Source organism: Gallaecimonas xiamenensis 3-C-1, assembly GCF_000299915.1.
Lineage (GTDB): Bacteria > Pseudomonadota > Gammaproteobacteria > Enterobacterales > Gallaecimonadaceae > Gallaecimonas > Gallaecimonas xiamenensis.
Genome location: NZ_AMRI01000001.1, coordinates 232,784 through 253,853 on the forward strand (window position 1 = coordinate 232,784; position 21,070 = coordinate 253,853).

Below are 21,070 nucleotides of genomic sequence, written 5' to 3' on the forward strand. Positions count from 1 at the left end.
ATGTCAGCCATAGCACAAACCCCCAAGCCCCCATATTACGCGGTGATCTTCAGCTCCCTTCGCACCCCTGTCGATGCAGGCTATGGTGAGATGGCAGATCTCATGGCGACCCTGGCGGCGCAGCAGCCGGGTTATCTGGGTGCCGAATCGGCCCGGGAAGGGCTGGGGATCACCGTATCCTATTGGCAGAGCCTGGAGGCGATCCGCGCCTGGAAAGCCAATGTCGACCATCAGCTGGCCCAGCGCCAGGGGCGGGAGAAATGGTACAGCGCCTATAAGACCCGCATCGCCCTGGTGGAGCGGGACTACGGTTTCGAGGTGTAAAAAACCGCCCTTAAGGGCGGTTTTTCGTGGCGTTATTTAACGCGCATGCCAGGCTGGGCGCTGCCGGCCGAGGCGCCGTCGTCCGGGCTCAGTACCCAAAGGTCCTTACCGCCGGGGCCGGCAGCCAGCACCATGCCTTCGCTCATGCCGAACTTCATCTTGCGCGGCGCAAGGTTCGCCACCATGACGGTGAGCTTGCCCTGCAAGTCTTCGGGGGCGTAAGCGGACTTGATACCGGCAAACACCTGGCGGGTTTCTCCCCCCAAGTCCAGCTCCAGGCGCAGCAGCTTGTCGGCCCCTTCTACGTGCTCTGCCTTGGCAATGCGGGCGATGCGCAGGTCCACCTTGGCAAAATCGTCGTAGCTTATCTCGGGGCTGATGGGGTCGTCCGCCAGGGGGCCTTCGACCTTCTTGGCCATGTTTTCCTTGGAGGCTTCTACCATGGCCTCGACCTTGGCCGGCTCGATGCGGCTCACCATGGCCTGGAAGGGATTGATGGCGCGGCCCACCAGCAGCTCGCCACGGTTGGCCCAGGTCAGCTCGCTGCCCAGGAAGGCTTCCACCTTGGCGGCCAGGGTTGGCAGTACCGGCTTGAGGTAAGTGACCAGCACCTTGAACAGGTTCAGGCTCAGGGTACAGACCTGGTGGGCCTCACTCAGGGTGTCGTCGTTTTTCACCAATACCCAGGGGGCGGTGTCGGCGATATAGACGTTGGCCTTGTCGGCCAGGGCCATGATCTCGCGCACGGCGCGGCCAAACTCGCGGCCTTCGAAGGCCTTGGCGATGTCGTCGCCCTTGGCCACGAACTCGTCAAAGAGGGTGGTGTCGATACTGTCGGCCAGCTTGCCGTCAAAGCGCTTGGTGATAAAGCCGGCGGTACGGGAGGCGATATTGACCAGCTTGCCCACCAGATCGGAGTTCACCCGCTGGGTGAAGTCTTCCAGGCTCAAGTCCAGGTCGTCGATGCGGTTGGACAGCTTGGCGGCGTAGTAATAGCGCAGGTATTCCGGGTCCAGGTGGTCCAGGTAGGTGCGAGCCTTGATAAAGGTGCCACGAGACTTGGACATCTTGGCGCCGTTGACGGTGACATAGCCGTGGGCGAAGACGTTGGTGGGCTTACGGAAACCGGCGCCGTCCAACATGGCCGGCCAGAACAGGCTGTGGAAGTAGATGATGTCCTTGCCGATAAAGTGGTAGACCTCGGCGTCGGAGTCTTCTTTCCAGAAGTCGTCGAAGTTGATGCCGGTCTTTTCGCACAGGGCCTTGAAGGAGGCCAGATAACCTATGGGAGCGTCCAGCCAGACGTAGAAGTACTTGCCGGGGGCGCCGGGGATCTCGAAGCCGAAATAGGGGGCGTCGCGGGAGATGTCCCAGCGGGCCAGGCCCTGTTCGAACCACTCGGCCAGCTTGTTGGCCATTTCTTCCTGCAAGGAGCCGGAGCGGATCCATTCCTTGAGCATGCCCTCAAAAGCCGGCAGGTCGAAGAAGTAGTGCACCGAGTCTTTCAGCACCGGGGTGGCACCGGACACCACCGACTTGGGATCCTTGAGATCCACCGGCTGGTAGGTGGCGCCGCACACTTCACAGTTGTCGCCGTTTTGGTCTTCGGCGCCGCATTTGGGGCAGGTTCCCTTGACGAAGCGGTCCGGCAGGAACATCTGTTCTTGCGGGTCGAACAGCTGGGAGATGGTCTCGGTCTTGATGTAGCCGCCGTCGTTGAGGCGGTTGTAGATCAGGGCCGACAGCTCGCGGTTCTCGTCACTGTGGGTGCTGTGGTAATGGTCAAAGCCGATATGGAAGTCGGCAAAGTCGGCCTGGTGCTCCACGTTGGTCTTGGCGATCATGGCTTCGGGGCTAATGCCCTGTTCCCGCGCCTTGAGCATGATGGGGGTGCCGTGGGCATCGTCCGCGCAGACATAATAGGCTTCAAAACCCCGGAGTTTTTGAAAACGGACCCAGATATCGGTCTGGATGTACTCCAACATATGGCCCAAGTGGATAGGCCCGTTGGCGTAAGGCAGGGCGCTGGTGACCAGAATGCGGCGCGAATCAGCCATTTCTCTCGCTCTTGGTTGCTTGTTCGGTAAGGGCGACAGTTTACGCCAAAGTGCCCCGGCATTGCACTAAAGTGGCGCAGCTAGCCTGCTGATGCCACAGCACTTTGGTTCCCGCCCCAAGGCCCCGGTGCTAGACTGGGGGCATCGAAAAATGCCCCGAGCCGTCATGCGTTTTTTCTCAAAAGCTACCCAGCCGCGCCTCACCGAGGTGCTTTGCCCCTTAACCGGCCTGCCCCTGGCCGACCTGGCCCAGACCCTGGAGGAGAGCACTGCCACCTTGCGCCTGCGGCTGCCTTACCCGGTTGCGGCCTTTGCCAGTGAGCTGGAAGAGGCCCTAAAACCGGTGCTGGCCGGGCGCACCCTGCATCTTGAAGGGCAGTTGCCGGCTTTTGCCAAGTCCCTTGGCAAGGCGAAAAACCTTATCGCCGTGGCCTCCGGCAAGGGCGGGGTGGGTAAGTCCACCACCACCATCAACCTGGCTTTGGCCTTAAAAGCCCTTGGCCTGAAAGTGGGGGTGCTGGACGCCGACCTGTTCGGGCCTTCCCTGCCGATGATGGTGGGTACCCGGGGCCAGCATCCGGACAGCCCTGACGGCAAGACCATGTATCCCATCGAAGCCCTGGGGCTTTACACCCAGTCCATCGGCTATCTGGTGGACGACAGCGACGCCGCCGTCTGGCGCGGCCCCATGGCCAGTACGGCGCTGCTGCAATTGGCCAACGAAACCCAGTGGCCTGAGCTGGATCTGCTGCTTATCGACATGCCGCCGGGCACCGGCGATATCCAGCTGACGGTATCCCAGAAGCTGCCCCTGGTTGGGGCCGTTATCGTCACCACACCCCAGGATCTGGCCCTGAGCGACGCCATCAAGGGCATGGCCATGTTCGACAAGGTGGGAGTGGCGACCCTGGGGCTGGTGGAAAACATGAGCTACCACCAGTGCAGCCAGTGCGGCCATCAGGAGCACCTCTTTGGGGACGGCGGCGGCGTGCGCCTGGCGGCAGAAAAACAGGTGCCCTTATTGGGGGCCATTCCCCTGACCCTGGCTATTCGCCAGCAGACCGACGGCGGCCAGCCGCTGGTGGTCAACGCCCCTGACAGCCATGAGGCCCATTGTTATATGGCCGCCGCCCGCAAGCTGCTGGCCACACTGGTGAAAAGACCTGCGGTGCCGGCAGCCATCGAGGTCAAAATGGTGTAGACTCGCCGCAATTTTTTGCCCGACAACAGAGTAACGGACCCATGCCTACGGAAAATCCTTGCGTCATCATCGGTATAGCGGGTGCATCTGCATCTGGTAAGTCACTGATTGCCAGGACTATTTTCAACGAACTCAAGGCAGAGGTTGGGCGCGAGGAGATCGCGGTGATCACCGAAGACAGCTACTACCGCGACCAGAGCGAGCTGTCCATGGACCAGCGGGTGCTGACCAACTACGACCATCCCCAGGCCTTCGAGCACGATCTGCTGGTGCGCCAGCTGCAAGCCCTCAAGGACGGCCAGGCAGTGGAGATCCCCGAGTATTCCTACGAGGAACACACCCGCAAGACCAGCACCCATACCGTTACCCCCAAGAAGGTGATCATCCTTGAGGGGATTTTGCTCTTGTCTTACAAACCGTTACGGGACATGCTGCAAGCCTCTGTCTTTGTCGACGCCCCCCTGGATATCTGCCTGATGCGCCGCCTGGTGCGGGACGTGGCAGAGCGGGGCCGCACCATGGAGTCGGTGCTCAAGCAGTATATGGACACGGTCAGGCCCATGTTCCTGCAGTTTATCGAGCCGTCCAAGCAATATGCCGACATCATAGTGCCCAGAGGCGGCAAGAACCGCATCGCCATCGACATGCTCAAAGCCAAGATCCGCCAGCACCTGTAGGAAGACGCCATGCGTTTGTGTGATACCCATATCGAAGAATACCTGGCCGACGGCCGCATCGTTATCGACCCGCCGCCGGGCCCCGACGCCATCAGCGGCGTCAGCGTGGATGTGCGCTTGGGGGATAAGTTCCGGGTCTTCCAGGATCACACGGCGCCCTATATCGACCTGTCCGGTCCCCGGTCACAAGTGAACGCGGCCCTGGAAAGGGTGATGAGCGACGAGATCGTCATCCCCGAAGGAGAGGCTTTCTTCCTGCACCCCGGCGAGCTGGCCCTGGCGGTCACCTATGAATCGGTGACCCTGCCCGCCGATATCGTCGGTTGGTTGGACGGCCGTTCGTCCCTGGCACGCCTGGGGCTGATGGTCCATGTCACCGCCCACCGTATCGACCCGGGCTGGTCCGGGCGCATCGTGCTGGAGTTTTATAACTCCGGCAAGCTGCCCCTGGCCCTGCGCCCCCACATGAAGATCGGTGCCCTGAACTTCGAAACCCTGTCGGCCCCGGCGGCCCGGCCTTACAACAAGCGCCTGGACGCCAAATACAAGGACCAGCAGGGAGCCGTGGCCAGCCGCATCGACCAGGACAGCAAGTAAGGAACCATGCTCGAGATAGCCGCCGGGATAGTGATCCCGGCCCACGAACTGCAGTTTTCCGCCCAGCGCGCCCAGGGCGCGGGGGGCCAGCACGTCAACACCACCGACTCGTCGGTGCTGCTCAAATTCAACTTCGAAGACTCCAAGAGCCTGCCCGACCATTACAAGGAAGGGCTAAGGCGCATGAGTTCGCACCTGGTGCATGGCCCCCTGGTGGTGATCAAGGCCCAGGAACACCGCTCCCAGCACATGAACCGGGAAGTGGCCCTGGAGAGGTTCAAGGCGCTTATGGAACAGGCCGGCCACAGGCCCAAGGTGCGCCGGGCCACCAGGCCCACCCGGGCTTCCAAGGAAAGGCGGGTCAAGGCCAAGAAGGGCCGGGGCGAAGTCAAGGCCGCCAGGGGCAAGGTGCGTTTGGACTAAAAGGCGGCTATGGTCATTGAAAAGCACAAGAGATGACCGCCGTGAGTTTTTACAATCATCCCCAGCACCTCAGCCGGGCCAACCTGGCCCACCTGAGCACCCTGAACGCCGAGCTGGCGGCAGGCCTCTTTAAAGGTGAGGTGTTATCCCAGGGCGGCCTGAGCTTGGGACTTGAGATAACGCCCAAGCACCTGATCCTGGTTGTCCATCACCCTGAAGGCAATACCCGAGACTGGGCCACGGATCTGCGGGCCCAGCTGCTGCTCTGGCCTGTCCAAAGGCCCCTTGGCAAGGTTCATGGCGGCTTTTTGGAGCAGGCCCAAAGCCTGCTCGGCCCCTTATTGCCGCTGTTATCCCGCCACCTCAAGTCCGGCATGGCCCTGTGGCTGACCGGCCATGGCCTGGGTGGTGCCCTGGCCTCGGTGCTGGCCGCCGAGCTGGCCCTGGGCCAGGACCTGGATGTCACCGGCCTTTGCACCTTCGGTTGCCCCCGGGTGTTCGACAACAGCCTGGCGGCGGCCATGGAAGAGCTGCTGGGAGAGCGCTATTGGCGGGTGGTCAATGACCAGGACTACATTACCCGGCTGCCCCCCCGCTGTTTTGGCTATCGCCATGGGGGACATTTGTCGTACTTTGATACCACGGGTCGTTTGCATCTGGCCGACGGCCAGCGCTGGTGGGACGGCTTTTGGGACCGCTGCCAGTACCACGGCCAATGGCTGTTCGCCAAGGACATGGCCGGCGTGGCCGAACACGGCGTGGACGAATATCAACTGTTGAGCCTGGGAGCCAAACTGTGACCGAATCCCTGCTGTACACCGCCAGCAACACTATCGAAGCCCACCTGCTGCAAGGACTGCTGGGGGGAGAGGGGATCCAGGTGCGCCTGGACTCGGATCTGCTGATGGGGGCGGTGGGAGACCTGCCCACCGAGGTGCAGCAGGTGCGGCTCTGGTGTTACCCCTACCATCTCAATGCCGCCCGTCAGGTGCTGGAAAACTACTTCAAGAGCGTCGGCGACGATTGGTTCTGCGGCCAGTGCGGTGAGCACAACGGTGGCGCCTTCGAATTCTGCTGGCACTGCCGCCAGCCCCGCAAGGGCAACTAAAAAGGCGCCGTTCGGCGCCTTTTCCCTCAATAGAGCAAACTGAACAGTTGGCGCCGGTACTTGGCCGCCAGGGCATTGCCCTGGCCAAGGGCCGCCAGTATGTCCAGGCAGGTCTTCTTGGCCTCGCCGTTTTGGAACTGCAGATCCTTGGTCAGGATGGCCAACAAGCCCTCCAGGGCCTCTTCATTCCGGCCGGCGGCATGGAGCTGCACCGCCAGTTTCAGGCGCAGGCCGTCGTCCTCGGGGTTCTGGGCCAGGGCCTCTGACAGGGCCCGCACTTCGGGGGTGTCTGCCGCTTCCTTTTTCAGCTGCAACTCGGCCTGGGCCTGCTTAAAGGCGGCGTCCTGGTAGGCCATGGGAATGGTGGCCAGCTTGGCGTCCGCTTCGTCCAGGCGGTTTTCTTCGATAAGGGCCTGGGCCAGCACGATATTGACCGGGTGGGGGTCGGCAGCGTTCTGGGCCGCTAGGGTCAGCTTGGTGATGGCTTCCCCATACTGCTCCTGGTCGAACAGGGCCAGGCCCGCTTCCAGGTCCGGGTCCACCGGCTCGGGCAGGTGCTTGTCCAGCAGGGCGCTCACCGACTCGGCGGTTTGGGGGCCGGCCAGGCCGTCTACCGGGCGGCCCTGGTCAATCAGGTAGAGGGTGGGCACGCTTTGGATTTGGAACTGGGCGGCCAGCATGGACTGGGCATCGCAGTCTATCTTGGCCAGTACGAAGCGGCCCTGGTATTGGCCGGCCAGGCTTTCAAGGGTAGTCAGCAGCTGATCGCAAGGGGCATGGCCCTTGACGTAGAAGGCCGCCAGTACCGGCTGGCTCAGGGATGCTTCCAACAGCTGCTGTTGGAAATTCTCGGTGGTGACGTCGACTATGTACTGGCTCATAAAGGCTTTTTTCTCTGGGTGATGCTGTGCAATATGGGGGCTGCTTGGCAGAATGCAAGGGCAGATGGTGCCCGGCGCGCCGCACTTTGTCGCATCCCACCTTGCCAGTTGCCCACCTTTGGGGCAAGGTCGGGGTGATACTATAACAATCAGGGAGAAGAAGAATGAGAAGGTTACTGCCCCTGGCCCTGTTGTCGGCCTCGGCACTGGCCAATGAAGGCATGTGGATGCCCACCCAGTTGCCCCAGATGGCCGACACCCTTAAAACCGCCGGCCTGAAGATAGCGCCGGCGGACTTGGCCGATCTGACCAAAGCCCCCATGAACGCCGTGATAAGCCTGGGGGGCTGCACCGCCTCTTTTGTGTCCCCCAAGGGCCTGGTGGTCACTAACCACCACTGCGCCTACGGCAGCATCCAGTACAACAGCACCCCAGATAAAAACCTCATCGAGGACGGCTTCCTGGCCAAACGCCTGGACCAGGAACTGCCGGGGGCACCGGGCTCGCGCATCTTCGTCACCGAGTCCATGACCGAGGTCACCGACACCATGAACCAGGGGCTGGCCAACCTGGCCGGCAAGGCCCGTTACAAGGCCCTGGAAGACAAGGAAAAAGCCCTGGTGGCCCAGTGCGAGGCCGAGCCGGGATACCGCTGCAACGTCTTTAGCTACTACGGCGGCGCCCAGTACTGGCTGCTCAAGCAGCTGGAGATCAAGGACGTGCGCCTGGTCTATGCCCCGGCCGAAGCCATAGGGGTGTACGGCGGCGACATCGACAACTGGATGTGGCCAAGGCACACCGGCGACTTTTCCTTCTACCGCGCCTATGTGGGCAAGGACGGCAAACCGGCCGAGTACAGCAGCGACAACGTGCCTTACCAACCCAAGCACTATCTGAGCATCAACGGCGGCGGCCTGGCCCAGGACGATTTCGTGATGGTGGCCGGTTACCCAGGTTCCACCAACCGTTACCGCACCGCCCAGGAAGTGCGCCACGCCATCGGTTATTACTATCCCACCTTGCAAAAGCGCCTGGCGGATCTCAACACCTTGATCGGCAACGCCTGTGAAGGGGTGGACGATGCCTGCATCAAATACGCCTCCTACCGCCAGGGCCTGAAGAACTATGCCAAGAACTTCCAGGGGCAACTGGAAGGCTTTGCCAAGAGCGATCTGGTGGAGCGCAAGGTGCGCCTGGAAGCGGCCTTGGGTAACTGGGTCAAGCAAGACCAGGGCCGCCAGGCTCAGTACGGCCAGGCTCTGGGCGACCTGCAAAGCCTGATCCTCGACGACCAGGCCCAGCAGCAGGCCGACATGCAGCGCCGTGGCGCCAGCGAAAGCCAGCTCTTTGCCACCGCCCGCAGCCTCTACAAGTGGGCCAAGGAAAGGCAAAAGCCCGATGCCGAGCGTGAACCGGGTTACCAGGACCGCGACCGGGCCCGCATGGAAGCCGGCCTCAACCGCCTGGAGCGCCGTTTCCACCCCGTAGTGGACAAGGCCCTGTGGCTCCATGGCCTGGATGACTATCGCCAGTTGGCCAAGGACCAGCGCATCGGCGCCATCGACCAGGCCCTGGCGGTGGACGACGACAAGGCTCGCGCCAAGGCGGTGGACGGCTTCTACGGCGCCACCGGCCTGATGGACAGCGCCACCCGCCTGGCCTGGCTGGACAAGGCCCCGGCGGATTATGAAGCAAGCCAAGACCCCTTTATCCGCCTGGCGGTAGCCAGCTTCGCCGACTTTGAGCGCATCAAGGAGCAGGGCGAAGACAGGGCAGGGCGTTTCCTGGCCCTGCGCCCGGTGTTTATGCAGGCCCTTATCGCCTACAAGCAAAGCCTGGGCGAGCTGGTCTACCCCGACGCCAACTCCAGCCTGCGGGTGACCTATGGCCACGTGAAGGGCTATACCCCGGCGGTTGGCACCATCACCCAAGACCAGGACGGTGCCCGCTACAACCCCAAAGGCACCTCCCAATACCTGCCCTTTACCACCCTTAAGGGCATCGTCAACAAGCACACAGGCCAGGCCCCCTTCAACGCCCCCAAGGCGGAGCTGGACGCCATTGCCGACCAGGACTTTGGCCCCTACTACATGGCAGCCATCGACTCGGTACCGGTGAACTTCCTGTCCACCGTTGACACCACAGGGGGCAACTCGGGCTCACCGACCCTCAACGCCAAGGGCGAGCTGGTGGGGCTGCTGTTTGACGGCACCTATGATTCCATCAACTCCGACTGGGACTTCACCCCGGCCACCCGTTCCATCCACGTCGACACCCGTTACATGCTGTGGGTGATGGACAAGCTGGACGGCGCCGACAACCTGTTGTCGGAAATGCGCATCGTCGGCCTGCCTGACGACCTCTAAGCGCCGCCGAAAAAAGCCCGCCGCCGGCGGGCTTTTTTGTGCCTGTACTTAACCCTTTACATTGCAGTAACATGGCCCCGTTGCTAAAGAGACCGTGACAAGCGGCGAAAAAACAAGGAATTAGGGCATTGAAAAAAGCACTCATTGGGACGGCCTTGCTTGCGGCCAGCGCCTTAGGAACCACCCTCTTTCTGGGCCAGCAGGTCCAGGGGCAATACCAGCAATGGCTGGGTGAGCTCAGCCAGACCCGGGGCCTCAAGGCCCAAAGCCTGGGTTTTGACGGCGGCCTGTTCGGCGCCAGCGCCCGCACCAAGGTCAGCCTCACCGACGCGGCCCTGGTACAGCTGTTGTCGGAACACGGCCTGCCATCGAGCCTGGTGCTGGAACACCACTTTCAGTTCTGGCCCTGGCAGGTGGTTGGCGACACCCAGCCTGACTGGGGCGGCGAGGGTAAACACCTCAAGGCCCTGTTCGACGACGAAGCCCCCCTGGCCATCCACAGCGTGCACCGCCTTTGGGGCAGTGCCAGTGTCGAAGGGCGCCTAGGCTACCTGCAATGGCAGGACAAGGCCCTGGCCCTGCGCATCTTCCCCCTGAGCTTTCAGTTCGACGGCAAGGCCAGCGATTGGCAACGCAGCCTCAACTGGAATGGCCTTGAATTTAAAGACGGTCAGGGGCGACTGGTGCTGTCGGGGGTCAAACTCGACCGCCAGGGCCAGGAAAACCAGCAAGGCTACCAGGCCCAGGTCGGCGCCATCACCTATAGCGACGGTGGCTTTTGGGGCCTGACCAACCTCAGGCTCAATGGCGAGGCCCAGGCCAACAAGGGCCGCCTCAAGCGCCACAGCCATTGGCAGGCCGACGAAGTCAAATACAACGCCGAGCGTTTCAGCGGCCTGGGGTTGGACCTGACCCTGGACAACCTGGACGAGCGGGCCCTGGACAAGACCCTGGGCGCGGCCTTGACCATGGCGGTCAGCGGCCGGGAAGACACCGCCGCCACCGACGCCTTCCTCGACAGCCTGCAAGGGCTGCTGGCCAAGGGCGGCAAGCTGGCCTTCAAGCAATTGCACCTGGGGTCGGACACCGGCGAGCTGGCCGGTGAAGGCTACCTGGCCCTCAAGGCCGGCAAGCTCGACAGCCTGGCCCAGTTTATGGCCCTGGCCGACGGCAAGGTGGAGCTGAAGGTGCCCAAGCAACTGGGCGGCCTGGAGCCCATCGATGCCGACACCTTGACGGTACTGAGCGAAAGGGGCTGGGTGCGGGAGGAGGGCAACCAGATCCTGCTGCGCTTCCAAGTGGCGGGGCAACAGCTGACCCTCAATCAAAAGCCTCTGTTGTCGGCCCTTTAGGAGATCCCATGGCCCTGCTGCGCAGCCTCGTCCTTAGCCTTTTGGCCTTGCCGACCCTGGCGGCGCAGTGGACAGCGGTGCCCCTGCCGGCTTCCGGCGACGGCGACTGGCAGCTGGCTGGCCATTTTCTCTACATTGCCGGGCGTGACGGCGACCTGGTGGGCCTTAACCGGGTGGACACCCGCAACTGGCAGGCCAGCGCCGTTAGCTTGCCCAAGGACACCGACCATTTTTGTGCCCTGGACGGCGGCCAATTGCTGCTGATGGCTCAAGGCCATCTGTGGCTGGCCGGCAGTGAGCAAAACCTCGACCTCGGCCCGCTGCCCAGTATCTGGCGCGGCCTGGTGCCAAGGCGCCTGGACAAGGTGGCCTGGTGTCAGGGCCAGCGACTTTTCGTACCGGATTTTGAGGAACTGAGGGTCTTTGGCCTGGATGGCCAGCGGCTGGTGCAACTGGCCAGCCTGCCGGTGGCCGCCACCATGGTGCTGCGCAATGGCGCCCCCAGTTACCAGCGCAAGGCCCTGTACCTTGCCGACGTGGATCTCGACGGTACCGAGGATCTGCTGGTGGAAGAGGAGCAGGGCCTGGTGCTGTACCTGGGCAAGGGCCTGGGTTTTAACCCTACCCCTTATCCTTATGCCCCGGCCCTGGGGCTGACTCCCTTGTCCAAGCGCCAGGTACGGCTCAATGACGGCGAGGATCTGTCCAAGCTGGCGATCCGCACTGTCGAGTACCTGGGGGATCTGGATGGCGACGGCCTGGCCGATCTGGTGATCGCCACCCAGCAATTTGCCGGGGTTTTGGATCAGAGCATCGATTTTGACCTGCATTTTGGCCGGCGCACCGACAACGGCCTGGGCTTTGCCTTGGTGGCCGACAGCCAGATCCGCACTCAGGGGGTGGCTTTTGCCCTGCGCCGCCAAGACCTGGACGGCGACGGCCGCACCGATTTTTTCACCCCGGCCGTCAAGCTCGGCGTCGGCAAGGTGGTATCGGCGCTGCTGACCGGCTCGGTGTCGGTGGACCTGCACCTGGAACGCCTGGATGCCGAGCGGCGCCTGGAACGGGTCGGTAAAGGGGTGGACGCCGACATGGCGGTATCCCTTAGCAGCGGCGAGTTTCGTATTCCGTTGATGGCCGCCGCCACCTTGCAAGAGGGCACCAGCACCCTGGCGGTGCAGGCCGGCGACCAGGCCCTGGCGATTTACCAACTGGACGGGGACAAGCTTAGGAAACGCCAGACCCTGAAACTGCCTCTGCCCAAGGACGGCAACCGTTGGCAGCAGGGGCCTGGCTGGTTGCTGTTGCTGCCGGGGCCACAGGATCTGGAGCGGCGGCGGCTGGTGCTGGTGGCAGATAAGGTCCCGGCCCAAACCGAGCCTTGAATTGTCTTCACTAATAAAGACTTAGGTTGTCATACCCCTGTCATCCTCGACCCTTAGGCTGGCCGCAAAAATTCGGGGCTTGCCACAGTGCCTGTTGGATCTTCCACCTTTCGATACCTGCCCATACTCTTTTTGGTGCTGCTCTGGTCGTTGCTGGGTACCGGCGGCTACTGGGTGCTGGAGCAGAACAGGGCGCACCAGCGCCAGCAGACCCACATCCTGGCGCTGCAGATCCGCGAACGCCTCAAGACCTTTGCCCGCGAGCGCCAGGCGGCCCTGGCCCAACTCTCCGCCGTTTGGCCCCAAACCCACCCCAATACCGAGAACTGGTTTGCCCAGGAAGCAGACAACCTGCAGAACATGCTGCCGGGACTGTCCTTTCTGGCCTGGGAAGACCGCAAAGGAGTGCAGCGCATCGCCCGGCGCGAAGCTGTGCCCCAGTCCTGTGCCTGGCATAGGGGGCAGGTGGCCATCAGCGACAGCCTGGGGCGCATCAATTACGGCATAGCCCTTTGCCAGGTGATGCCCACCATCATCGACAGTGCCCTGGCCACCGGTTTTGCCGCCACGGTGCGCTTCGATGGCCAGGCCATCTATAGCCTGGGAGAGCCGGGTGAGGTGAGCATCAGCGAGCCGTTCGATTGGTTCGGCAAGCCTTTGGAGCTGACCCTGTCGCCCACGGCAAGGCTGGGCTGGCATCTTTACCTGATGATAGGTTTCGCCATGCTGGTGGCGCTGATGCTGTCGGTACTGGTGCACAGTTCCTTGAAAAGGGCCCTGGCCCTTAACCGCTCCCGGGCCCTGTTCCAGGCCGCGTCCCAGGCCAGCATCGACGGCCTCTTGGTACTGAGTCAGGGCGAGCGGGACTGGGAGCTGAGCGAATTCAACAGCTCCTTGCAACGCATCATGCCGGTGCGCCAGGGCCAAAGCCTTTGGGATTTTTGTAACCAGTTGCAGGTACCCGAGCTGGCCCAGAGGCTGAGGAACCTGGCCGGGGGCGACAGTATCACCACCAGCCTGACCCTCAACGACGGCCGCTGGCTGCATCTGCAGGCAGTCACCGCCGACAGCAATATCGCCGTGACCTTGCGGGATATCACCGAACTCAAGCTGGCCGAGCACGATTTGGCCGCCAGGGAAGCCAAATACCGGCGCCTTATCGACGGCCTGCGCGGCCATTTGATCTTCAGCCTCGACAACCTGGGTAACCTGGAGTTCGTGTCCGGGGGCGCCAGCGACCTGTTCGGCGACAGCGACATCAACCAGGTGCTGGCCCAGTTGCGCCAGCATCCCCGCTGGCACCAGGGCAAACAGCAGCTCCAGGCCGGCCACAACTCGGTGCGCCTGCAATTGCCCCTGGATCTCAATCAAGGGCCTCGCCATGTGGAAGTGGTGCTGAGCACCGTGGCCGGCGGCTTTGAAGGGATACTGCGGGACGTCACCGACGAGGCCGAGCTGCTGCGGCGCATTCGCCACCAGGCCCGCCACGACGCACTGACCGGCCTTGCCAACCGCTATGCCTTCGACAAGGCCCTTGGCCGCGCCTGGCAGGACGGTACCGAGCACCATGGTCTGCTGTTGATGGACCTGGACCAGTTCAAGCTGGTCAACGACAGGTTCGGCCACGACCAGGGGGACGCCCTGCTGGTGGGGGTGGGGCAGCGTCTGCAAAGGGCCCTGGCTCCCGGCGCCATGTTGGCCCGCTTGGGGGGAGACGAGTTTGGGGTCTTGCTCAAAGGTAGCCCCCAGCACAGCATCGAAGCCCAGGCCGAGGCGCTGCTGGCGTCCCTTCGCGCCGAACCGGTGGCGGTGGCCGAACACCGCTTTTCGGTCACCGCCTCCATGGGCCTGGTGCCTTTCGGCGCCGCCCCCGACCCCAAGGCCCTCAAACGCATTGCCGACATGGCGGCCTACGCCGCCAAGGAGGCGGGTGGCGACCGGCTGCAGTGCTATCGGGAGGGCGACGGCTGGCTCAAAGCCAGGGAAGCGATGATGGTCTGGGCCGACAAACTGCGCCGGGCCATAGACGAAGACGCCCTGGTGCTGACGGTGCAAAGCATCGCCCTGACCCAACATCCTGCCAAGGTGGTACACCGGGAAGTGCTGGTGCGTTTGCTGGACCAGGGCCAACTGGTGGCGGCGGGGCATTTTATTCCCGCCGCCGAACGCTACGGCCTGATGGTGGCCCTGGACAGGGCGGTGATCCGCAAGGGCCTGGATTGGTTGGCGGCCATGCCGGGGGAACGGCTGGCCTTTAACCTGTCAGGGGCCTCCCTGTCGGACCAGGGCTTTTGCCGCTGGCTGCTCTCACTGCTGGCCCAAAGCCCGGTCGCCCCCCAACAGCTGTGTTTTGAGGTGACCGAAACGGCGGTCATCGAGCATTTGGGCCACGCCGTGGAGCTGATGGACGCCCTCAAGGCCCTGGGCTGCACCCTGTCGTTGGACGATTTTGGCTCCGGCATGAGCTCCCTTTCCTACCTCAAAGCCTTGCCGGTGGACCATATCAAGATAGACGGGGCCTTTATCCGCGAGATAAAGCACACCCATTTCGACCGGGTGGCGGTGCGCACCATCGCTTCCCTGGCCAGGGCCCTTGGCAAGATGACCATCGCCGAGTACGTCACCGACGAGGCCACCCTGGCGCTGTTAAAACGGCTGGGGGTGGATCTGGTGCAAGGTTATGCCATCGACCGACCAAGGCCCCTGGCCGAGCTTCATTCCTTGGCCAGCAGGGCCTGAAATTCCTCCATGTCGGCCAGGCTGTCGAAGTCTTCTTCGTCTCTGGCTGACTCTTTCAGGGCTTCCGACAGGCTGATGGCCCGGCCCAGATCGGACAGGGCCCGGTCTTTTTGCCCAAGGCCGGCCAGGGCGCAGGCCCTTTGGTAAAGGGCATGGGCATTGTCGTGATCCACTGCCAATACCTTGTTGCAGATGGAAAAGGCCCAGCGCCGTTCCCCCATCATCAAGGCCGCGTCGGCCTTGTGGGTCAGGGCGTCCAGATCGCCTGGCCGCAGTGACAGTATCTCGTCGTAGATCTCTATCTTGTTTTGGGGGCTGGGATCCTGTGAGGCCTTGAGCCACAGGGAATGGATATCCCCCAACCGCTCGATTTCCTTGTGCTGGTCGGCAATGGCCGAGGTCTTGCGTCTCAGCTCCTGTTCCAGGGTCTTAAGGCGCTTCTCGTAGACCTGGGTCAGGCGGTTTATCTCGTCGTTGGCAAACTGCTTGGTGTTGGCCTTGATCTCCCTGAGGCTCTGCCAGCCCACCAGGGCCAGCAGCGAGGCACCGCCGGCAATAAGGTAGAAGAAATAGGAGACGGTATTGGTGGAGTAGGTCAGGGCCCGCTCGGACAGGGCCAGGTCCCGCTGGGCCATTTCCTTGGCAAGCTGGGCCTTGTAGTCGAGCATCTCGGTGCGAAGGGCCTTAAGCTCGTCCAGCAGGTAGCGCTCCATCAGCGGTGGCAGTTCGGTGCGCACGGCTTTGGCATCGGCAGGTTGTTTGGGTTCGGCCCCCTGAAGGGGCAGGGCAAGCAGCAGGGCTAACCAGGCAAGGCGCATCATGACTCCTTAGGCGCTTTTGGACAGGGGAAACAGTTGGTCGAGGAAACGCTGGGCCGTGGGGTGGGGCTCGTGGTTGGCAAGGCCGGGGCGCTCGTTGGCTTCGATGATCACGTAGTCGCTTAGGGTGACGTCCGGCACCAACAGGTCCAACCCCACCACCCCCATATCCAGGGCCCTGGCGGCCTTCAGGGCCACGTCCACCAGGTGCGGGTGCAGTTGGCCTGTGACGTCCACCAGGCAGCCGCCGGTATGGAGGTTGGCAGTGCGCCTGACCGCCAGGCTCTGACCCCGGGGCAGCACGCTGTCAAGGCTGTGACCTTGAGCGGCGAGGGTACGACAGGTCTCATCGTCCAGGGGGATCTGCGACTCACCGCCGGTGGCGGCAGCGCGGCGGCGCGACAGCTTCTGGATAAGGGCCCGCACATCCTGCTGACCGTCCCCCACCACAAAGGGGGGCTCACGGCGGGCCGCTGCCACCACCTTGTGGTCTATCACCAAAATGCGCAGGTCGTGGCCCGGCACCAGGGCTTCCAGTAGTACCTGGTCACCGTGGCGCCGGGCCAGGGCCAGGGCGGCGGTCAGCTCCTGTGGGCTCTGCACGTCTATGCTGATGCCCTTGCCCTGCTCGCCAGCCAGGGGTTTGACGACGATCCGCTGCTGGGCGGCCAAGAAGGCCAAGTCTTCTTCCTGGTTCCCTGCCAGGCGGTAGGGGGGCGTTTTCAGGCCGGCTCGGCGCAGGCACTGGTGGGTCAGGGACTTGTCCTGGCAGCGCAGCAGGGCCAAGGCATGGGTTTGGCTGGTGAGGGACTCGAAGCACTGCACCTCTTTGCCCCCCTGGCTCAGGGTGAACAGGCCCCGGTTGCTGTCCACCACCTTGACGTCTATGCCCCTGGCGACGGCTTCGTCGACGATGATGCGGGCATAGGGATTGAGGGCCGAATAGTCCTGGGGGCCCAGGTAGAGCTTGTGGTTGAAGGCGCTACGGGTCTTGATGGCAAAACTTTGCAAGGCGCGAAAACCCAGGCTCTCGTAGAGGCGGATAGCCCCCTGGTTGTCGTGCATCACCGACAAGTCCATAAAGGCCGCGCCTTTGGCCTGAAATTTTTCCGCCAAAAAGCGCACCAGGGCCTCGCCGACCCCGGCCCGGGGAGCGTCCCTGTCCACCGCCAGGCACCAAAGGGAGCTGCCTTTGTCCGGATCTGCCACCAGGGCCTGGTAGCTCAGGCCGGTGACGGTGCCGATGATACGCCCGTCCTGTGCGTCTTCGGCCACCAGCAACAGATGCCCCTTGGACAGCCGGGTATCGCTGGGCAAGGTGTCGGGGATGAGCTTGAGGCCGTGTTGGCGGTAAAGGCGGTTGATGGCCTCGGCGTCCTTGCTGTCCTGGGCGCGGCGGATGCGCAGGCCCCCTATGGGATTGCCCTTGGGCCTGTAGTCGCTCAGCCACAGGCGCAGGGTGTCGGAGGGATCCAAGAACAGCTGCTGGGGCGCCTTGGCCAGCACCTTGTGGGGGTCGCGCACATAGAGGGCGATGTCCCGCTTGTCGTCGGCTTCGGCCAGCAGGGCCTGGGCCAGCTGGCTGGGAGAACTGAAGCTGTGGGCCAGCAGCAGCCGGCCCCAACCGCAGTCGATAATGGCGTCGCTTGGGCCCTTTTCGGGGCCATGGTGCAGGTAGCCTGGGGTACGGGTGCGCTGCAGGCGGTGCTGGGGTGGACGATGGCTGTCAGAGGTCATGGGCTTGCATCCAGAGTTCGAGGCTGGCCAACTGCCACAGCTTGTTGCCGCCAAGGGGCGTCAGGGCCTGCTCGGGGTCGGCGAGCAGGGCATCGAGGTAAGCGGGGTTGAAAAGGCCCCTGGCCCTGGCCTGGGACGACGACAGGCAGTCGCGTACCAGCTCCAGCACCTGGCCCCGGATGTATTTGAGCTTGGGCACGGGAAAATAGCCCTTGGGCCTGTCGATCACCGCCTTTGGCAGCAACCGGTAGCCCAACTGGCGCAGCAGGTATTTGCCTTCTCCTGCCACCTTGAGATGGGGAGGCATGCGGGCCGCCAGTTCCACCAGTTCATGGTCCAAGAAGGGCACCCTGGCCTCCAGGCCAAAGGCCATGGTCATGTTGTCCACCCGTTTGACCGGGTCCTCCACCAGCATGATCTGGGTGTCCTGGCGCAGAGCCTTGTCTATGCCAAGGGTGGCGCCGGGCAGGGCAAAATGGCTTTTGACAAAGTCCCCGGCCCAGTCTCCCTGCCACCAGGCCGGCTGCAGGGTTTGGCGCATTTCATCGAGGCTGCGGTCAAAAAAATGCTGGCGATAACAGGCCACAGGGTCCTTAGCGTCCAGCAGCGGCGGGTACCAGTGGTAACCACCGAAGACCTCGTCTGCCCCCTGGCCCGACTGCACCACCTTGCAGTGGCGTGCCACGTGGCGCGACAGCAGATAAAAACCGATGCAGTCGTGGCTGACCATGGGCTCTGACATGGCCTGGATGGCGGGCAGCAGCTCTTTTAGCAGGGTGTCTTCGTCCACCCGGATCCGGTGATGCTGGGTGCCGAAGCGCTCGGCGATCATATCTGAGTAATGAAATTCGTCCCCCGCCTCGCCGCCGGCCCCTTCAAAGCCCACCGAAAAGGTCTGGACTCTGGGATGCACTTCGCTTACCAGGGCGGTAATGAGGCTAGAGTCGAGCCCCCCGGACAGCAATATCCCCACATCCACCGCCGCCAGGTTACGCCTGGCCACCGCCTGGCGCAGGGTCAGCTCCAGCTGGTCCTGCCAGTCCTGCTCACTCAGTTGGGGCTTGGGTTCAAAAGGCGGCTGCCACCAGCAGGCCTGCTCTTGGCGCCCGTCCGGCCCCAGCCGCCGCCAATGGCCGGCGGGGAGCTTGTGGATATGGGCCAGCACGGTGTGGGGGGCCGGGGTAACAGCGTGAAAGTTGAAGTAATAATTGAGGCCTTCTGGCGACAGGCTGGGCTTTTCGCCCTTTTTTAATAGGGCCGGAAGGCTGGACGCAAAGCGCAGGCCCCCGGGCTCGGCCTTGAGGTAGAGGGGCTTGATGCCCAGGCGGTCCCTGGCCAGGAACAGGCTTTTATCCTTCTGGTCATAGATGGCCAGGGCAAACATGCCGTTAAGGCGGGGCAGCAGTTGGGGGCCCCAGGCGGCGAAGCCCTTGAGCAGCACTTCGGTATCGCCATCGCTGTGAAAGCGATAGCCCTTGGCTTCAAGGTCCTTCCTGAGTTCGGGGTAGTTGTAGATGGCGCCGTTAAAGACCATGGCCAGGCCCAAGTCCCTGTCCACCATGGGCTGGGCCGAGGCATCGGACAGGTCCATCACCTTGAGGCGGCGATGGCCCAGCAGCAGCCCATCGGCCTGGTGGCGGCCCTCGGCATCGGGGCCCCTGGGGGCCAGCCGGTCCATGGCCAAGGAAAAATGCTCAGTGTCAAACTGATCATCTCGGAAGCGAAGTTGTCCATAGAAACCACACATGGAGGCTGTTTCCTCTCATTGCTTGCCGGTTTCTTATCATGGGAAAGTGAAATTAATATTTCAACACGAATGAAATGTTCAGAGGGTTAGGGGTCAGTTTGAGGCACAAAAAAGGCGGCCAGGCCGCCTTAGGGTCAGATATGCCGGTAATCCCCTTCCACCAGGAAGTCTTCCAAGGTGGCTACCAGATCGTCGGCCCGCTCTGGCGGCACCGGCGCCGTGGGGTCGTCTTCGTCCCCTTCATCGTCTTCTTCCCAGAAATAGCGGCGCAGGGCGTCGGCAAAGGGGCTGCTTTCCTCACAGAGGTCGCGCAATTGTCCCAGGTAAACAATGCGCCGCAAGCCGACGGTCAGGTCATTCAGGGCCTCGGCCAGGGCCTGGCCTTCCAGCACGTCACAAAGCTGTTCGAAGCGCTCACGGGCACTTTCCTGCTGGTCTTCGTCCAGTTCACCGGCAAAGGCCACCAGGCGTAGGTAATCTTCCTGAAGGTAGTGGTGCAGGGCGTCGTCGTCATCCAGTTGCTGATAGTCGCTGCCTCGCTCGAGCAACATGGTGTGGGAAAAACTGTCGTCGATATGGCAAAGCACCCAGGCCATGGCACCACTCCGCTGAACAAAAGGGGCGACAGTTTGGCCCTTTTGGCCGCAAGAATAAAGCCCTGTGGGGCAATTGGCCGCCGGGGCGAACGCCATAATCGCAAAAGCCGGTATAGGGTTTTATAACGACTGTTATATATTGAGTTCCAGAGACCACTGCGGCGCCTGGCGCCAACCACCAAAGGAACACTGCGATGACAACAAACACACTGCAAGGCAAGGCCCTGGTGACAGGGGCTTCATCCGGTATCGGCGCTACTTATGCCCGGCAATTGGCGGCCAAGGGCCTGGACCTGGTATTGGTTGCCCGTGACCAAGCCCGGCTCGACACCCTGGCCCAAACCCTTGCGGCCGACTTTGGGGTGGCGGTGGAGGTGGTAAAAGCCGATCTGACCCAGGCTGCCGAGCTGCAGGCCCTGGAGCAGCGCCTGTTGACCGATAGCAGTATTAGCGTCCTTATCAACAATGCCGGCATGACGGTGGAAGGGGGCTATGTGGACGCCGATCCGGCGCGGGTCGAGGCGATGATCCAGCTCAACGTACTGGCCCCCACCCGCCTGAGCATGGCGGCGGCCAAGGCCATGGCAGCCAGGGGCCAGGGGGCCATCGTCAACCTGGCGTCGGTGGTGGCGCTGATCCCCGAGCAATTTGCCGGGGCCTATGGGGCCACCAAGGCCTTTGTGCTGGGGTTGACCCAATCTTTGGCAACCGAGCTTGCCGATAAGGGAGTGCGGGTACAGGGGGTATTGCCGGGGCTGACCCGTACCGAGATCTTCGAGCGCTCCGGCCACGACTTGGCTGCCTTGCCCCCAGAGTGGGTGATGGAAGTGGAAGATATGGTGGCGGCAGCCATCAAGGGCTTTGAGATGGGCGAGGGACTGACCCTGCCGTCCTTGCCGGACATGGCGGATTTCGCCGCCTACGACAAAGCCAGGCTGGCCATGGGCCCCAGGCTGTCCTTGAGTAACCCGGCGCCCCGTTACCGCTAAGGCCCCACAACGAAAAAGCCCCCACCTTGCGGTGAGGGCTTTTTCTTTTATGGTCGGCGCGAGAGGATTTGAA

At 62.8% G+C, this 21,070-nt stretch carries 18 protein-coding genes; 12 read left to right on the forward strand and 6 right to left on the reverse strand.

The window, feature by feature from the left end:
• A complete protein-coding gene (locus B3C1_RS01165; protein WP_008482338.1) occupies positions 1-324 on the forward strand; it encodes an antibiotic biosynthesis monooxygenase family protein in 324 nt (107 codons plus the stop codon).
• 32 nt (positions 325-356) lie between these two features.
• Here the strand turns inward: B3C1_RS01165 and metG are convergent, their stop codons facing one another.
• Positions 357-2,381 (reverse strand): methionine--tRNA ligase, encoded by a 2,025-nt coding sequence (metG, locus tag B3C1_RS01170; protein ID WP_008482339.1) that lies wholly within the window; start codon positions 2,379-2,381, stop codon positions 357-359.
• A gap of 166 nt (positions 2,382-2,547) precedes the next feature.
• Between metG and apbC the strand changes: the two genes are divergently transcribed.
• The 6 genes from apbC to B3C1_RS01200 are packed head-to-tail and all read left to right on the forward strand — an operon-like array spanning position 2,548 to position 6,387.
• Positions 2,548-3,582 carry an iron-sulfur cluster carrier protein ApbC gene (gene apbC / locus B3C1_RS01175; RefSeq protein WP_008482340.1) on the forward strand — a complete coding sequence of 345 codons (1,035 nt, stop codon included), beginning with the start codon at positions 2,548-2,550 and terminating at the stop codon, positions 3,580-3,582.
• Between the two features lie 41 nt (positions 3,583-3,623).
• Positions 3,624-4,259 carry a uridine kinase gene (gene udk, locus B3C1_RS01180; RefSeq protein ID WP_008482341.1) on the forward strand — a complete coding sequence of 212 codons (636 nt, stop codon included), beginning with the start codon at positions 3,624-3,626 and terminating at the stop codon, positions 4,257-4,259.
• A gap of 9 nt (positions 4,260-4,268) precedes the next feature.
• Positions 4,269-4,856 (forward strand): dCTP deaminase, encoded by a 588-nt coding sequence (gene dcd / locus B3C1_RS01185; protein ID WP_008482342.1) that lies wholly within the window; start codon positions 4,269-4,271, stop codon positions 4,854-4,856.
• Positions 4,857-4,862: 6 nt separating this feature from the next.
• On the forward strand, positions 4,863-5,279 hold the full coding sequence (gene arfB / locus B3C1_RS01190) for an alternative ribosome rescue aminoacyl-tRNA hydrolase ArfB (RefSeq protein ID WP_008482343.1): 417 nt from the start codon (positions 4,863-4,865) through the stop codon (positions 5,277-5,279).
• A 41-nt stretch (positions 5,280-5,320) separates the two neighbouring features.
• Positions 5,321-6,079, forward strand: a complete 759-nt coding sequence (locus tag B3C1_RS19200) for a lipase family protein (RefSeq protein ID WP_192813328.1) — start codon at positions 5,321-5,323, stop codon at positions 6,077-6,079.
• Positions 6,076-6,387: a putative signal transducing protein gene (locus tag B3C1_RS01200; RefSeq protein WP_008482348.1), complete on the forward strand. Its 312-nt coding sequence runs from the start codon at positions 6,076-6,078 to the stop codon at positions 6,385-6,387. Before B3C1_RS19200 ends, B3C1_RS01200 begins: the two co-directional genes overlap by 4 nt.
• A 26-nt stretch (positions 6,388-6,413) precedes the next feature.
• Here the strand turns inward: B3C1_RS01200 and B3C1_RS01205 are convergent, their stop codons facing one another.
• Entirely contained in the window at positions 6,414-7,268 is an 855-nt protein-coding gene (locus tag B3C1_RS01205; RefSeq protein WP_008482350.1) for a tetratricopeptide repeat protein, read from the reverse strand.
• Between the two features lie 164 nt (positions 7,269-7,432).
• On the opposite strand from B3C1_RS01205, the gene B3C1_RS01210 reads away from it, so the two are divergent.
• The 4 genes from B3C1_RS01210 (at position 7,433) to B3C1_RS19205 (ending at position 15,110) form a co-directional block, all read left to right on the forward strand.
• Complete coding sequence (locus tag B3C1_RS01210) at positions 7,433-9,634, forward strand: S46 family peptidase (protein WP_008482351.1); 2,202 nt, start codon at positions 7,433-7,435, stop codon at positions 9,632-9,634.
• 128 nt (positions 9,635-9,762) lie between these two features.
• On the forward strand, positions 9,763-10,986 hold the full coding sequence (locus tag B3C1_RS01215) for a DUF945 family protein (RefSeq protein ID WP_008482352.1): 1,224 nt from the start codon (positions 9,763-9,765) through the stop codon (positions 10,984-10,986).
• Positions 10,987-10,994: 8 nt separating this feature from the next.
• Positions 10,995-12,371: an FG-GAP repeat domain-containing protein gene (locus B3C1_RS01220; protein WP_008482353.1), complete on the forward strand. Its 1,377-nt coding sequence runs from the start codon at positions 10,995-10,997 to the stop codon at positions 12,369-12,371.
• Positions 12,372-12,458: 87 nt separating this feature from the next.
• The gene (locus B3C1_RS19205) at positions 12,459-15,110 is read left to right on the forward strand and encodes a putative bifunctional diguanylate cyclase/phosphodiesterase (RefSeq protein ID WP_156804412.1); all 2,652 of its coding nucleotides are present in this window, start codon (positions 12,459-12,461) and stop codon (positions 15,108-15,110) included.
• On the opposite strand, the gene B3C1_RS01230 is transcribed toward B3C1_RS19205, so the two are convergent.
• From B3C1_RS01230 to B3C1_RS01245, 4 genes are all read right to left on the reverse strand, one after another.
• Positions 15,086-15,928 carry a tetratricopeptide repeat protein gene (locus B3C1_RS01230; protein WP_008482355.1) on the reverse strand — a complete coding sequence of 281 codons (843 nt, stop codon included), beginning with the start codon at positions 15,926-15,928 and terminating at the stop codon, positions 15,086-15,088. The genes B3C1_RS19205 and B3C1_RS01230 overlap by 25 nt on opposite strands.
• 9 nt (positions 15,929-15,937) lie before the next feature.
• The gene (ngg, locus tag B3C1_RS01235; protein ID WP_008482357.1) at positions 15,938-17,665 is read right to left on the reverse strand and encodes an N-acetylglutaminylglutamine synthetase; all 1,728 of its coding nucleotides are present in this window, start codon (positions 17,663-17,665) and stop codon (positions 15,938-15,940) included.
• Positions 17,655-19,412, reverse strand: coding sequence for an N-acetylglutaminylglutamine amidotransferase (locus tag B3C1_RS01240; RefSeq protein ID WP_008482358.1), 1,758 nt, complete (start codon positions 19,410-19,412; stop codon positions 17,655-17,657). The genes ngg and B3C1_RS01240 overlap by 11 nt, the downstream gene beginning before the upstream one ends.
• 134 nt (positions 19,413-19,546) lie before the next feature.
• Complete coding sequence (locus B3C1_RS01245; protein WP_008482359.1) at positions 19,547-20,008, reverse strand: hypothetical protein; 462 nt, start codon at positions 20,006-20,008, stop codon at positions 19,547-19,549.
• 194 nt (positions 20,009-20,202) lie between these two features.
• Here B3C1_RS01245 and B3C1_RS01250 point away from each other — a divergent pair, with 194 nt between their 5' ends.
• A complete protein-coding gene (locus tag B3C1_RS01250; RefSeq protein ID WP_008482360.1) occupies positions 20,203-20,997 on the forward strand; it encodes an SDR family NAD(P)-dependent oxidoreductase in 795 nt (264 codons plus the stop codon).
• Positions 20,998-21,070 lie beyond the last annotated feature (73 nt).

Coding starts and splice junctions, on each gene's coding strand:
- arfB (WP_008482343.1), top strand. CDS start 4,863: ATGCTCGAGATAGCCGCCGGGATAGTGATCCCGGCCCACGAACTGCAG.
- B3C1_RS01165 (WP_008482338.1), top strand. CDS start 1: ATGTCAGCCATAGCACAAACCCCCAAGCCCCCATATTACGCGGTGATC.
- B3C1_RS01205 (WP_008482350.1), bottom strand. CDS start 7,268: ATGAGCCAGTACATAGTCGACGTCACCACCGAGAATTTCCAACAGCAG.
- B3C1_RS01240 (WP_008482358.1), bottom strand. CDS start 19,412: ATGTGTGGTTTCTATGGACAACTTCGCTTCCGAGATGATCAGTTTGAC.
- metG (WP_008482339.1), bottom strand. CDS start 2,381: ATGGCTGATTCGCGCCGCATTCTGGTCACCAGCGCCCTGCCTTACGCC.
- B3C1_RS01220 (WP_008482353.1), top strand. CDS start 10,995: ATGGCCCTGCTGCGCAGCCTCGTCCTTAGCCTTTTGGCCTTGCCGACC.
- apbC (WP_008482340.1), top strand. CDS start 2,548: ATGCGTTTTTTCTCAAAAGCTACCCAGCCGCGCCTCACCGAGGTGCTT.
- B3C1_RS01245 (WP_008482359.1), bottom strand. CDS start 20,008: ATGGCCTGGGTGCTTTGCCATATCGACGACAGTTTTTCCCACACCATG.
- B3C1_RS01250 (WP_008482360.1), top strand. CDS start 20,203: ATGACAACAAACACACTGCAAGGCAAGGCCCTGGTGACAGGGGCTTCA.
- udk (WP_008482341.1), top strand. CDS start 3,624: ATGCCTACGGAAAATCCTTGCGTCATCATCGGTATAGCGGGTGCATCT.
- B3C1_RS01230 (WP_008482355.1), bottom strand. CDS start 15,928: ATGCGCCTTGCCTGGTTAGCCCTGCTGCTTGCCCTGCCCCTTCAGGGG.
- ngg (WP_008482357.1), bottom strand. CDS start 17,665: ATGACCTCTGACAGCCATCGTCCACCCCAGCACCGCCTGCAGCGCACC.
- B3C1_RS01210 (WP_008482351.1), top strand. CDS start 7,433: ATGAGAAGGTTACTGCCCCTGGCCCTGTTGTCGGCCTCGGCACTGGCC.
- dcd (WP_008482342.1), top strand. CDS start 4,269: ATGCGTTTGTGTGATACCCATATCGAAGAATACCTGGCCGACGGCCGC.